We start from the raw sequence: 13102 nt of genomic DNA on the forward strand, positions 1-13102 counted from the left end.
CCATAACTCACGGCAACATCCCCGTAGTTTCAAACGCCTCATAAGCTGACAACATAAATGACTTAATCCGCTGCCGGCCCAACACACCCAGTTCCTGACTATTTCTTGCCAAATCAAAAGTTATCCCCTGAGCATCAATTGCATTCCTTTCCCGCGAATAAAACTTAGGAAAATCAATCACCTTCACCTCATACTTTTTAATCGCATTCTGTACCTCCTCCATCTCTTCCACAGAACTCCAATCATCCTCCAATCCTAAATTACGGACAAGAACGTGAGCAATCTTATTATCAAAATGCTTAACTGACTTCAAAAAGAGTTGCACGCTATCATAGCCCCCCGTGCAAATAAACCACTTGCAAAAACTAATGCGAGACTGCTTCCCCAACTCAATTAAATTGTTCCTTCCCATCCACTTAGTTACCAAAGGATAAACCTGAGCCGGTAAATTGACAATCACGCTCTTCTCAAACGCCAATTCAAAAATCCGATCCGCTTCGTAAAACTTCTTCTCGTCCTCGCTAAACAGAGCTTCACGGCATACGCTCTCATAGATTCGAGATACATCAGGATTAGAGCGATCGGTATCTACGGCAAAAAAAGGAAAATTCTTGTCCAAGAAATACTGAATCAATACCCTAGCAAATAAGCTCTTTCCAACCCCGCCTTTCTCTCCATCAATCAGATGAATTTTAGTGGCCGACTTCTCAACCTTCTCTAAGCTGCACTCTTGGAAACCCTTCGAGTTTTCTGTCGCTGTACCCATACCTGAATCTCCTCCTTCCTCAACCTGTTTAACCACAGAATCTGTTAGTTGAACTTGATACTTAGAGTTCCTACTTCTACTTGCCATATCCCAATCCTCTATTTCACGTTTACTTTCTAAGAAATCAACACTTGAATCCTAATCAAGCGAATCCTGAATCATCAAAATCCTCTAATTCAAACAAGTCATCCGCAGTCAATTTGCTAAGGTCATGGTGAGAACACCTCAAACTAGCACCGTTCAGCCTAGACCTGTCTGACTCCTCAATATCAGCAGGTAATTCTCGCGAAGAGGGTATTGAAGAAATAGGCATTCCCCCTATATGAATAGGAGGATATTCAAGCCCGCCTCGTTCGCGCAAATAGAGAGCTTGCTTTTCCAGAACATAGACGGCATTTCTAAATAACCGCCCTAAAATAACAGGATCGATATCCCCTTTTTCCAAATATGCTAACGGCAACCAGTAAGGGCGCAGAGCTTGGAGAATCAATTCTCTCGAAGGCAACAATAAATTGCCTTTAATATACGACATCAAAACTCCATCAGGAGTAGATTTAAAAGGCTGATAGCGCCACAAAAAATCAACCCTTTCTTTTTCCTTAGCCATGAGCCACTATCTCCTTTAAAGCGGAATCTTTTGACCCACAAACAGCGTCTTCCTTTATCTGAGAATTGAACTGCTTTTTCAAACTTCCCTTGAAATACGAAAACATCCCATAGACATCATTGAGCCGATTTTCAAACCCTTTCTTTGCCAAAATAGGTGGCATAGCAACTTCGGCATTCCAAATAATCGGGAAGCGATCGTAATGTTCGTTTAACTCCCTACGAAGATAATCAGCCGTCCCACCACAGAACACCAATTCATCGCAATCAGGTGGCAAATTCTCATCCAACCAACTGGTAAGACTCCGCACATATTCAGGCCGCGCCTCTTTGATTGCTGCTATCATCTGCTGCACTTCTTCAGCCCGCCCTTGCTTAGTCGTGCTGCGAGCCAACCGCATCAGAGAAGCTGCCTTAAACTCAGATCCCGCTGCGGCGATCGCCGGAGTCAATCGCTCAGCAGTCTGCCCCGAAGTCCTAGCTACCACCCTCTCCACCATGCGGATGAAGCCCAAATCACTCGTTTTTCCCGGTCTAACATCCCCCCGTTGCACCACCAGCAGACTGGCATTACGGTAGCCAATCATGGCGATCGCGCACACCCGCTCTTTCAAAACAGAGCCGACTTTCTTGTTGTGCATCAGGTAAATGCCACCGCCCTCTGGCTTGCAGTTAAACGCCAACAATTCCACGCTCATCTGACCTGTAGGAGTTTGGTAATCCGCTAAAGCTTCCCGCAGCACCCGCTCGAACCGATTTCGGTCTTCATATTCCCCCGGTGGCAACAACACTGCGATCGCCGCCGTAAATTTCGCAGGCAAATTCAGCTTTTCCTTAATCGCCCACATCCCAGCCAGAGTTTTGTGCAGCGCCCTCTCGTACTTAAGCTCCGAAAGGCCAGCATTGGCGTGAAACCTTTCTTTCGCCAAATACCCCACTGCCCTGTAATCGTTCCTAAAGGCAACCCAAGCCGTATTCTCAGGCTCGGCTGACCCCAATTGGTCTCTGCCATAAGCCAAAATTGATTCGTGCGGTACAGATACGACCTCCGGTTCCATGCACAGCAGTCGAATTTGATTCTTTGGCCCTGCGTAGAGAATTTTGGTAGCTGACCCCCCGTAATCGTAGGCCGCGATCGCTTGAGGCCAGATGGTTTCGATAGTAGTTTCACTCATATCGCAGGTCTTCCTAATTGAAGTTTTAAGAGTGGTAAACAAACAGCCCTGTACGTTTGGACGTGCAGAAATAACCCTTACGCTAAGCCAAGCGTGCCACCTCAAAAGAAGGCTGCAAAGCAACAGCTATTCAAGGACTAAAACGCACTTACTACTTATTAACCCCTCCTAAAACCTCCCCTCCCTCAGCCAGTTGTCTGAATCCCAGCATCTACAAAAATCGGACTCACGGCTTAGGCTGGGACAGAGCTTTTGGTAGCAAGCTGTGTCAGAGGTGCGTGCAAACTGCTTTCTCTAACGGGATAGCACCCCTATGAGGAGAGCGCTGCTGCCAGCCTGTCGCTGTTCAATGGAAAATTTTCCATTAGACAGACATCTCGAAAAAAGATGTAGAGACAAGGGCGATCGGGTATGCAAGCAAAAGTGGAAGAGCACGCATCATTGATTTTCGGAGATGTCTATGGGAAATTCCCACGCCTGTTAAGTTCAGCCAAATCTGGATCTCGGCCTCCGTGACAATGGAAAATTTTCCATTAGAAATTCCTACGCGAGTCGAACCCAGCCAAACCAGAGTCTGAGCCCTAGTGGCAATGGAAAATTTTCCATTGGAAAGGCTGACATCGAGTTTCCATGCGTTAAAGCCCCTCCAGACAACAAGCGATCGGCAGGTGGCTGAGGCGCAATTGCCCTCCGTGCACGCTACCCGATCGCAGCCGAAGGATAAAGTTCGTTACTCCAACACCAAATAGCGAGCAAACTAACCATGTCGAGCTCCAAACGAATCAAAAGAATAGCCATATACCTAACGCCAGAAGAACTTCAACTTGCTGAAGCAATGGCTAAAAATCTCCAGGTAAGTATCAGCGGTCTATTCCGATACCACACTTTTAAACAACAACATCAACCAGCTTTGTGCCAAAAATTAGCAGAACTTAACCTCCGGCTTAAACCAATTGCTATTGCTACAGAACAAGCATTATGGATGGGGGGGGAAATTACACAGCCAGCCAACTTTGAGGAACTTATTGAGGAAACTTTGGCACTGCTCAAGCAAGTACAGCAAAAGCAAATGAACGTCCAATTTCTAATGAATTTAAGCGAAATCGAGGAAAATTCAGAATATCCTAGCGAAAAATGTTAATAAAACTATCCACAAATCATCACTTTTGGGCTACACACTTTTTAAGTTTAGTAAATAATGATTGGCAAGCAGAAAATCGGTAAAAGTTTTACTCCATTGCTCAATTACCTCTTCTCCAAAGAAGGAGCTTCACTGATTGGAGGAAATATGGTAGGGGAAAAGGCCGAGGAATTAGCTGCGGAGTTTCTCTTCTCCAAACAACTCAACCCTAGAGTTGAAAAACCAGTTTATCATGCGACTTTAAGCGTGCCTTCTGGCGAGTATATTCCTGATGCTAAATGGCGGGCGATCGCTCTAGATTACCTAGAAGGAATGGGACTGGATAAAAACCTGTTTGCTATCATCCGCCATACCGACCGCGACCACGACCACATTCACATTGCGGCCAGTCGCATTAAATTGGATGAAAAAGGAACTTGCGTATCCGATAGCTGGAACTATCTACGCAGCGAAAAGTTAATTCAAGAATTAGAAAACAAGTACAATTTGACACCAGCTCCCCGAAACTTTGATAAAGAACGGCGCTCTTCTACAACTGGGGAATGCCGACGGTTAGCGCGAACCGGAGAGATTAGTGTACGGGAACAACTGCAAACAGCACTAGATCGATCGACCACTGACAGTCCCGCGATCGCTCTTTTGATTGACCGACTCGTCGAACAAGGCATTAGTGTAAAAATAGAACCTACCCCCGCAGGCGAATTAGGGATTAGCTACAAATTAGGCAATATTGCTTTTAGCGGCACTCATTTAGGCAAAGCTTACACCTTCAATGGGCTGCAAAAATACAGAGGAGTCACTTACTCTGCTAATACTGACAGAAATGTGGAAGCCATTCCCCCATTGCAAGAGCCAGAATTGAACGAAAATTTGGAAACAGAAAACTCTAAACCAAATAGCGACGCGAACACTGATAGTGATCCTGATGACTGCGGCGAAATGAGGAACAGCAGCATCGAGAGCAATTCTTCACCAATATACTGGCAAAGCTACTCTAACATTGACAGGCCAGAGGGAGAACGAAGCAGCACAGGGACTTCCTCAGAAACCGACAAAGATTCTTTAATCGCTGAGTCAGAAGATGTAAGCAAACCCGACTCGCCCAACGATCGCGAAACATCGGGGTTCGACTCACTTAACTGGGAGTCTGTACGAAGCAATTTGATAGAAAATGCTTGTCTGCCAGTCGAATTAATTGACCTGCTACACGACAGGGGATGGATAGACGCAGACAACCTGAACCGCCCTGTATTCCACCTCCGCACCCTTGCAGGAGAGTACAGAGGAACCTGCACCTTAGACGCCAATGGAAAATTTTCCATTGACAGTCATGGGGAAGGCTCACATCAAGCAGGCGACAACAGTGAAAAGGGAGTTTTCTGGATAGCGGTTCAAAACAATATTGAAAGAGCCATTATTGCCAGCAACCCGGTAGAACTCCTGTCTGTAATTGCCTTAGATCCAGATTTCAATAATAGACCGACTTTATACTTAAGCATTGATGCGGTTTCTTCGCTGCCAACCGACTTTCTTAAGGAAGTAGAAACTATAGTAGTCGGCTTCAAAGGAGATCGAGACGGCGATCGATTGTCAAAAGAAATTATTGAAACATTCCCTCAATCAAAGCGAATCAATCCAGGCTTTGCCGGCTGGAACGCAATCTTAGCATCTCAAGAGCCAGAAAACGAAAATGGTTTTAACGCTCGTGATGAAGCAATCGATCGCAATTTTGGCGTAATTTTGGATTAATCAAAGCTCACTATTAGTATTTTATGCAGCTTTCATCGTGCCAGGAAACGATGACTGAAGTTGGGCGATAAACAAATTGCTTATTTCCAGCCCTTTTCGACTTGTTTGAGCAGTAAACCCGTCGCTGCAACCCACCTAAAAACCAAACAATTATCAGTAGTGTGAAAGAGTGGAAGCGCCACCTTAAAATTATGAATCTACGTCACTTACTTGTCTCGACTGCGCCCTAAATCTTCGTGCAACCAGCGAGAATGGAACTCTGCTTTGTTAGAAGTAATGGAAGGACTAAAAGCAGTGTATCTCCAAATTAAATTCAGCGATTTGCCATTGGTGAAGTGGCTGCTAGCGCAGCATTATGAATGGCTTGCTAACAAAAATTTGAATCTGAGAAATTCCCAACTATCATCATGAAACTGCATTCACCCATTTGCGATCTGCCAGGGTTAAGCCGAAGCAATTACAAAATGCTAGAAAGGCTGGGCCTTACAAATGTACGAGACTTACTGCTCTACTTTCCCCGTGATTACATTAAGTATCGGCGAGTAAAAATTTCTCAGTTGAAAGTAGGCGATTCAGTCACGGTTGTAGGTAAAATTCAACATCAGGAAGTAGTCAGCCCGCCTAAAAATTCTAGGCTAACAATTCAGACTATTATTGTCAAGGACAGAACCGGTAAGATAGCCTGCAAGCGTTTCTTCAACCACCCGTACTACCAATCAAAAAAGTGGAGGAACGAGCAAGCCGCCACCTATGTTGCTGGAGGCATTGTTGCTATATCTGGGATAGTCAAAGCCGATCGCTATTGCGGAATGACATTAACTTCCCCTGAAATCCGATTAATCGGTCTAGACGAAGCCAAGGATACGAAAAATTCAATTATCCCAATTTATCCTTTGACAAAGGGAGTTAGCAACGAAATTGTCCAAGATGCAGTAACCTCAGCTTTGGAATCTGCCAAGCTGCTAAATGACCCCCTGCCGCAGGAGTTCAGACGACAACATGGTTTGATGGAATTACAGAAGGCGATCGCAAACATCCACCAGCCCCCAGACGAAACAAAACTGGAAGCTGCCCGCCGTCGCCTGGTATTTGATGAGTTTTTCTATCTTCAGCTATCGTTTCTCGTGCGTCGCCACCGACTTTTGGCGCGATCAGCTTTTACAAAAATAACTCCTGCTGGCCCTCTAATCCAACAGTTTTACTCTCAACTTCCCTTCTCGCTTACCTCAGCTCAACGTAGGGTGATTAACGACATTCTCAACGACATGACTTCCAAAACGCCGATGAACCGACTGGTACAGGGGGATGTCGGTTCTGGTAAAACAGTTGTTGCTGTCGTTGCTATCCTCGCTGCCATCCAGTCTGGCTACCAAGCGGCACTTATGGCACCTACAGAAGTGCTAGCCCAACAGCATCACAGGAAGATTGCGACGTGGTTTGAACGCCTTGGCGTTTCTGTTCAATTGCTGACGGGTTCTACCAAAACCACCAAGCGCAGAGAAATCCACGCCCAATTAGAGACGGGTGAACTTTCACTATTGGTAGGAACTCACGCGCTTCTGCAAGAGAAGGTCAACTTCAACAAACTAGGGCTGGTAGTCATCGACGAACAGCACAGATTCGGCGTGCAGCAGCGACAAGATTTACTGAACAAGGGAAACAGACCTCATGTGCTGACGATGACCGCGACTCCTATTCCGCGTACTTTAGCACTGACCTTGCACGGGGATTTGGATGTCAGTCAGATTGACGAGTTACCGCCCGGTCGTCAGAAGATTCACACGAAAGTGCTTAATAAAAGCGCTTCAGCATACGATTTAATCCGCCGCGAGGTACTTCGAGGTCGTCAAACGTACATCATCCTTCCCCTGATCGAAGAATCGGAAAAGCTAGATCTAAGAGCAGCGGTAGCAGAATACGATCGACTATCAACTGAAATCTTTCCCGAATTTAGAGTTGGTTTGCTGCATGGTCGGATGACATCAGCAGAAAAAAATGAAGCCCTCAACTCCTTCCGTGATAACAAAACCCAAATACTGGTTTCCACGACTGTTGTGGAAGTGGGCGTGGATGTTCCAAACGCTACTGTCATGCTGATTGACCATGCCGAGCGCTTTGGCTTAGCTCAACTGCACCAGTTAAGAGGTCGTGTTGGTCGAGGTTCGCACCCTTCCTATTGTTTGCTGCTAGATACCAGTAAAACAGCAGAAGCCAAGGCACGTCTTGAAGTGTTGGAAAACTCCACTGACGGGTTCTTTATTTCGGAGATGGATTTGCGGTTGCGAGGGCCAGGAGTTGTGATGGGCTATCGCCAGTCGGGAATCTCAGAATTTGCTTTGGCGAATATACTGGATGATAAGGATTTGGTGAATTTAGCTCGTAAAATGGCAGTGGCAATTGTTAAGAGTGACCCTGATTTAGAAGGACATTCATTGATAGTTGCAGAACTTAAAAGACTAGGGCTGACCAGTTGGAATGGCTCTTTAAATTAAGAAGTAAAAAATATCAGATTAGCGAGAAGCTGGATTAATCTGGTAACATCTAGTTCTAAAGACCAGGAGAAGTGAGCCAACGTTCTCCTGTGTTTAACTTTACCTTATTTTATACCAATTCTGCAAAGTTTTGCTACAATCTGCATCGTTGGGTTAACTTCATATAATTACTCTACTTAGGCCACTGTTGCATAAATTTGGAGAATTGGTATTATAATTTGCTCCTCTTACCAAACTACGGTAACTCATGCGCCAGTCTTTCGCAAAGTTCAATAGCAGATAAGCAAAAGGCAACAGCCGTTTCTAGAGAAACTTTTTGCCCTTCACTATGTTGGCCGAAGTCTCCTATAGCTTTGATGTGTTCTACAAGGAGAGCTGTTGGTTTTGAAATGAAACGAGCTACTGATCTTCTAGTTTTGACAGTGCCAGTCATGATTATAAGAAGTCTACACTGACCACCTAAACTGTTTGGAACATTTGGTAAATTCTCTCCATCGGGTATTTGTTCACCTTTTGAACGCCAAAAATCGATCCATTCTTGCGGAACTTGGTAATTAGGAGTAAGCTCTGCACTCCAGATTAATTTAAGTGCTGTATCAGTAATGTTGCGAAATCTCATTATAGCATCATTGGGTTCTGGATTTAGGTCTCCAATGGCACATTTGATCAAACGTTTCAAATCTTGATTTGCATTGGATACTTGTGCTAACCTCAATTCAAGTAAATTGCGGATGTTTCTTTCATAATTATTATTATCGCCAAATAGGCGTTGCAAATCAGTAACAGGAGCTTCTCGTTTTTTAGCGTACTTCTGCATTAAACGGCAATTAGCTGTTAATTTGCTGCCTGATGCCTTAGCATAGCCACGACCTTCCAAAAAGTCGCGGCGATGCTCAGAAATTTTAGATAAAAGAATGTCATTTTTCGTAAGTTCGATTAAATCGCTTTGAATTTCTACCCCACATTCATCCCAAAGTTCGTCCAAAATAATTTCCGACTGGTTAAATACTTCTGTAGCTGCGTTGTCAATTTGCGTTTTAGAAATGGTTGTTCCCAGTTCAATTTGTTCCCAAAGGTAAGAGCAGAGAGTAGCAGCTAAAATTGGTACTCCTCCACTCCAATTACTCAGTTCTTTTTGAGCGCTACTGTCAAATAAAATATTTCTATCAGTAAAAGGTGTTAATATTTCAGACCAGGTCTTATCCTGAAAACAGCCTATTTTAAAGGGATTGGGGTTAAATATATTCCAAAAATCTGATGTTTGTGATGCCTCAGTTTTACAAAGTTCACGAAGTGGACGGCAGCTTCCTGTAACAAATCGCAAACTTTTTTTCTCAGCAAGATATCTAAGCCTATCCCAGAGGTTGCGGGTTAGACTCGTAATCCCCAGCACTCTATCAAATCCGTCTAGCACTACTAAAAGTCGCTGATTTTCATCCTGCAAAAGTTCTAGCACTTCAGGGAGAATATCCCATAATTTTTCACAATTTGGATCTATTTCATCAGCCAAGTCCTTTTTTACTGGCAGGAGAGCCGACTTAATTTCTTCAGCAAAACGGCGCATAAACTCCCTATCAGAACTAGGAGTTTGATGACCGAGATCCAAGTATAGTGCTGAAATATAGGGTGCTTTACCAGCTTTGAAAGTAAGAGCAACATCTTGAAGAAAAACTGTTTTACCAATAAACTTGTGTCCCACAATTTGCACATGGTCAGGAGATGGTTTGGTAAGCTGACAGTTTAGTTGCTCAAATAGGCTTTGCCTGCCACGACAAATTACTGGCGCTGTCCCCAATACTTGATACGGATTAATGGCCATTAAAATTTCTCCTCTCCTTCCTGCACTGCTTTTTTGCGCTGGTCTTCATGATCAACATTCCTTTTAATCCAGTCTCCCATAAGTGGAATCGCCAGTTTGTAGATATCTAAACCTCCGGTAGAGTCTAGTTCCAAAAGTTCAAGCTCTCGCAGAAACTCGATATCCTCTCCGAGGCGCTCCCCAGACGGTATAAGAACTTCTGCTTCTTCTAACTTAATCTCCAACAGAGCCAATGTTACTGGGTCTGGCTCTGGTTCAAGCTTGTGACATAGTGACAGAATAAACCGTCGGCGCTCTGTGCCTGCGTAGTCCCATAATGTGCGGAAATGCTCATTGTCACGCACCATCTCATCAGCAGCAGTTTGCACAGCATCTAGGGTTATGGTTTGTTGATTAGTCTGAACGGCACGTTCAAAAATGCGGTTGCATAGAGACTGAATTAAGAAAGGTTGGCGGGCGCACAGCTCAACAGCGAGGTCTCGCGCTTGCTGAACGTAAACAAGACGACTTTCCACCGGCTCGGTAACAAGTTGGCGGGCGTAGTCTAATTCAAGGGGGTCAAGTCCTATACGGTAGCCCAAACCAAATAGTACAGACCAATATTCCTCACGCAAGCGCTTCAGACGGCGGGAACCCGTGATAATGCCGGACAATTGAGAATAAGTTTGGAACAAATAGCGGATGTTTTCTGGAACTTGGGGGTTAGTGACACCTGAATCGATACCTTCTTGGAGTTTGTCAAATTCATCAAGCATGAACAAAATCCGCCGAGGATGTGCGACATCAAGAAGCAATTGCAGGAAAAGTTCAAAGTCTTCAAAAGGATACTCGTTCGATAGATATTGGCGAAGCGAGCGTACAAACTGTAATTGAAAAGGACGGTTGGGGTCATAGGGTGGAGCATCAGGAAGCTGCACAGTAAGTCCTGCCTTGTGCGCTGCTATCCCAAGTTGCTTTGCCATCAGGCGAAACACCGCTGCGGTTGTCAGCCCCACTTTATCTGTATCGGCTTCTCCTCCCTGAAAAGAGCAGTTGACAACAATCCATCCGGGGAGTTTCTCGTCTCGCTCGAAGTGCTTCAAAATTGATGTTTTTCCAGTTCGTCGGTTTCCTTCCAAAAGAATTACATTGGCTTGGTGTGGAGTTGTCAGTTGGCGCTTGATAGCTTCAATAATTTTGCTACGTCCAAAAAACATTTCTTCCCGATCAACGGGATTTCCCACAATGTATGGGCTTGCTCCAAAATCAACTTTTCTGAAAGATGACTCAAAAGCTTTGATACCAAGAGTCAGTGGACTTTCTCGTTCTATTCTTTCACCAGTCAAAAGTTTACCTGACCACAAAACTACAAAGTCAAACATTCCCTCCGCCTCTTGAGGTGGAACTACCAGACGTACATCTATTCCTTTTCCTTCAGGGAGGTAGGGTGTTTTTGCGGTGCCAATTTCCGGGTAAGTCGAAACATGGAACTGCCGAATTGGGATAACTCCTATATTGTGCAGCGTCAAAATAACTTCAACCTGAATTGCTGTAGGGATAACTGGTAGATTCAAAGAAACTTCAACATGGACATCTGTAACTTGTTCTTGTATTTGTCTATCTACAAGTTCGAGCAGTCCGATAGTCAATTCTCTAGCACGCTTAACTAATAGTATGTCTGATCTGGTTAAGATATGGAGCGTTCTAGTAAGAGAAAGTTTTGTATTAGTCAGTACAGTCAGTCGTGCCATACCCGGTGGAATATCCTCAAATCCTGTCATCTCCCGTAGTCCAGATGCTAATTCTAACAACCAAAGTGTAAGAATAGGGTCAGTTGATGATGGGGAATGAGCAATTTTATTTCGCAACGGGTCAACTACCTCACTAATCCTCAACAGTAAGGCAAGATTCGCTTCTTTTTTAGCCGAGCGCGAGCTATTTAGAACATCTTGAATGATTGGATCTACTTCAAGCCAGTCTGCAACTATATCAAAACCTTCTTTAGTTAAACAGGCAAGAAGCCTCCTTGTAGCATTGAGCGGAGCATCCCAACTTCTCCGATCTATACGCTCTTGAATCGGCAATGATAGAACAGGAACTGGTAGTTTGCGGAGAGCTTTAATAGATAAATGCTGAATAACACTGCCATTTGCGTGTTCTTTAAGCCATGCTTGGTAGTTTGGCGAACGGAGTAAGATAGATAAGTAGGTGGATGAAATTTCTGGAGGTAATCGAAAGACTGCCAAACCACTAGATGCAAGATTGCCAGCCAATTTTTCAGGCACAATACCTACTTTCCCTATAGTCCCTGAAATTGATACTAATAAATCCCCAGCTTTAAGAAAATAGCCATCTTTTATTTTAGGAGTGATCTGCTCAATTTTACAAGATAAGGAAGGAATTTTAATTTTTCCGTCATTAACATCTGCAATACGAATTATTTTTATTGCTTCATCAGTATTTTGGGGGTCTTCGTTTTTCTGATTGGTGGATGATAAGTTGTATTTGATGCCAGCAAAAATCTCAAACTGTTCCCATGACTGCTTAATAAATATATTAGGATCTACTCTATGCAGTTGCCGGATAAATTCTTCTACTGTTTCTTCTTCAGTTTTTTTGGCTACCAGTTCCCAATTTCGCAAGGACAGCTCTTTTACGGGAATTTCCCATAGATGTTGACTTGACTTCCCATGTTGAAATTCCCATACAATATTATGCGAGTCTAAACTATAAAAATCGTCTTTAATAACTTTCGATAATTTTTCATCATTAGTTGAAGATATGTAAGAAAAATTATGAGACCACTTTTCACTTTGAGGGATTTGAAAAAACCGAATTTTTTCATACGGATGATGGTGAGAAAAGGTCAGAATACTTGTCTTGATACTTGTGTAGGGATAAAAAGCATTTGGAGGAAGTGAAAGCACACCTTCAACTCTGTATTTTTCAAGCAGTAGCTGACGAACTTGCTCCGCTCTTGGATCAAATAAAATGTTCTCGGCAAAAGCAACTACAGCACGCCCTCCTGGTCGTAGAACACTCATAATATGTTGCATAAAAAGCGCTGCGTGATGCAAACTCTTAATAGGGAAACGACTTGCTACTTCTGAGTTAACCTTAGCGCCAAAAGGTGGCACTGCTAAAATGCAGTCAAATCCTTCAGAGGATAAATCAAATGGTGGCTGAGTTATTATTTTCTTGGAGCGTTGATGACCTTGTAGTGCAGGAATATTACCTGAAGTTTTTAAATTCTGCCCTTGCTGGAGTGTGAATAAAGTATCCGAACTAATCTGCATGATAGGATTTTCTAGTGTATCCCCTAATTCAATTGCTGGATTATTTATCCCAGCTAGCATCAGCCGAACCATACCAATC

10 protein-coding genes are annotated in these 13102 nt (G+C 43.8%); 5 read left to right on the plus strand and 5 right to left on the minus strand.

Translation table 11 applies throughout. The features are described 5' to 3' along the window. Positions 1 to 7: 7 nt before the first annotated feature. Genes WBA89_RS28070 through WBA89_RS28080 form a run of 3 tightly spaced genes read right to left on the minus strand, consistent with a single transcriptional unit; the run spans position 8 to position 2547 of the window. The gene (locus WBA89_RS28070) at positions 8 to 853 is read right to left on the minus strand and encodes a mobilization protein (RefSeq protein ID WP_424410913.1); all 846 of its coding nucleotides are present in this window, start codon (positions 851 to 853) and stop codon (positions 8 to 10) included. Positions 854 to 908: 55 nt separating this feature from the next. Beyond that, positions 909 to 1373, minus strand: a complete 465-nt coding sequence (locus tag WBA89_RS28075) for a hypothetical protein (RefSeq protein WP_424410914.1) — start codon at positions 1371 to 1373, stop codon at positions 909 to 911. After that, the gene (locus tag WBA89_RS28080; RefSeq protein ID WP_424410915.1) at positions 1366 to 2547 is read right to left on the minus strand and encodes a ParM/StbA family protein; all 1182 of its coding nucleotides are present in this window, start codon (positions 2545 to 2547) and stop codon (positions 1366 to 1368) included. Before WBA89_RS28080 ends, WBA89_RS28075 begins: the two co-directional genes overlap by 8 nt. Before the next feature lie 590 nt (positions 2548 to 3137). Between WBA89_RS28080 and WBA89_RS28085 the strand changes: the two genes are divergently transcribed. From WBA89_RS28085 to recG, 5 genes are all read left to right on the plus strand, one after another. Then, complete coding sequence (locus WBA89_RS28085; protein ID WP_424410916.1) at positions 3138 to 3296, plus strand: hypothetical protein; 159 nt, start codon at positions 3138 to 3140, stop codon at positions 3294 to 3296. 14 nt (positions 3297 to 3310) lie between these two features. After that, on the plus strand, positions 3311 to 3688 hold the full coding sequence (locus WBA89_RS28090; RefSeq protein WP_333352199.1) for a hypothetical protein: 378 nt from the start codon (positions 3311 to 3313) through the stop codon (positions 3686 to 3688). A gap of 57 nt (positions 3689 to 3745) precedes the next feature. Beyond that, positions 3746 to 5437 carry a relaxase/mobilization nuclease domain-containing protein gene (locus WBA89_RS28095; protein ID WP_424410917.1) on the plus strand — a complete coding sequence of 564 codons (1692 nt, stop codon included), beginning with the start codon at positions 3746 to 3748 and terminating at the stop codon, positions 5435 to 5437. 210 nt (positions 5438 to 5647) lie between these two features. Next, positions 5648 to 5848, plus strand: coding sequence for a hypothetical protein (locus WBA89_RS28100; RefSeq protein ID WP_424410918.1), 201 nt, complete (start codon positions 5648 to 5650; stop codon positions 5846 to 5848). Next, complete coding sequence (gene recG / locus WBA89_RS28105) at positions 5845 to 7929, plus strand: ATP-dependent DNA helicase RecG (protein ID WP_424410919.1); 2085 nt, start codon at positions 5845 to 5847, stop codon at positions 7927 to 7929. The genes WBA89_RS28100 and recG overlap by 4 nt, the downstream gene beginning before the upstream one ends. A gap of 235 nt (positions 7930 to 8164) precedes the next feature. On the opposite strand, the gene WBA89_RS28110 is transcribed toward recG, so the two are convergent. Together WBA89_RS28110 and WBA89_RS28115 are read right to left on the minus strand one after the other, a co-directional pair. After that, a complete protein-coding gene (locus tag WBA89_RS28110; protein ID WP_371123307.1) occupies positions 8165 to 9748 on the minus strand; it encodes a hypothetical protein in 1584 nt (527 codons plus the stop codon). Next, on the minus strand, positions 9748 to 13083 hold the full coding sequence (locus WBA89_RS28115; RefSeq protein WP_424410920.1) for an N-6 DNA methylase: 3336 nt from the start codon (positions 13081 to 13083) through the stop codon (positions 9748 to 9750). Before WBA89_RS28115 ends, WBA89_RS28110 begins: the two co-directional genes overlap by 1 nt. Between the last annotated feature and the right edge of the window lie 19 nt (positions 13084 to 13102).

Source organism: Microcoleus sp. (assembly GCF_049646505.1).
Taxonomy (GTDB): domain Bacteria; phylum Cyanobacteriota; class Cyanobacteriia; order Cyanobacteriales; family Microcoleaceae; genus Microcoleus.

Excerpts from the sequence above, each read along its gene's own strand:
- WBA89_RS28090 (WP_333352199.1), top strand. The coding sequence starts at position 3,311 with ATGTCGAGCTCCAAACGAATCAAAAGAATAGCCATATACCTAACGCCA.
- WBA89_RS28110 (WP_371123307.1), bottom strand. The coding sequence starts at position 9,748 with ATGGCCATTAATCCGTATCAAGTATTGGGGACAGCGCCAGTAATTTGT.
- recG (WP_424410919.1), top strand. The coding sequence starts at position 5,845 with ATGAAACTGCATTCACCCATTTGCGATCTGCCAGGGTTAAGCCGAAGC.
- WBA89_RS28095 (WP_424410917.1), top strand. The coding sequence starts at position 3,746 with ATGATTGGCAAGCAGAAAATCGGTAAAAGTTTTACTCCATTGCTCAAT.
- WBA89_RS28085 (WP_424410916.1), top strand. The coding sequence starts at position 3,138 with ATGGAAAATTTTCCATTGGAAAGGCTGACATCGAGTTTCCATGCGTTA.
- WBA89_RS28080 (WP_424410915.1), bottom strand. The coding sequence starts at position 2,547 with ATGAGTGAAACTACTATCGAAACCATCTGGCCTCAAGCGATCGCGGCC.
- WBA89_RS28115 (WP_424410920.1), bottom strand. The coding sequence starts at position 13,083 with ATGCTAGCTGGGATAAATAATCCAGCAATTGAATTAGGGGATACACTA.
- WBA89_RS28070 (WP_424410913.1), bottom strand. The coding sequence starts at position 853 with ATGGCAAGTAGAAGTAGGAACTCTAAGTATCAAGTTCAACTAACAGAT.
- WBA89_RS28075 (WP_424410914.1), bottom strand. The coding sequence starts at position 1,373 with ATGGCTAAGGAAAAAGAAAGGGTTGATTTTTTGTGGCGCTATCAGCCT.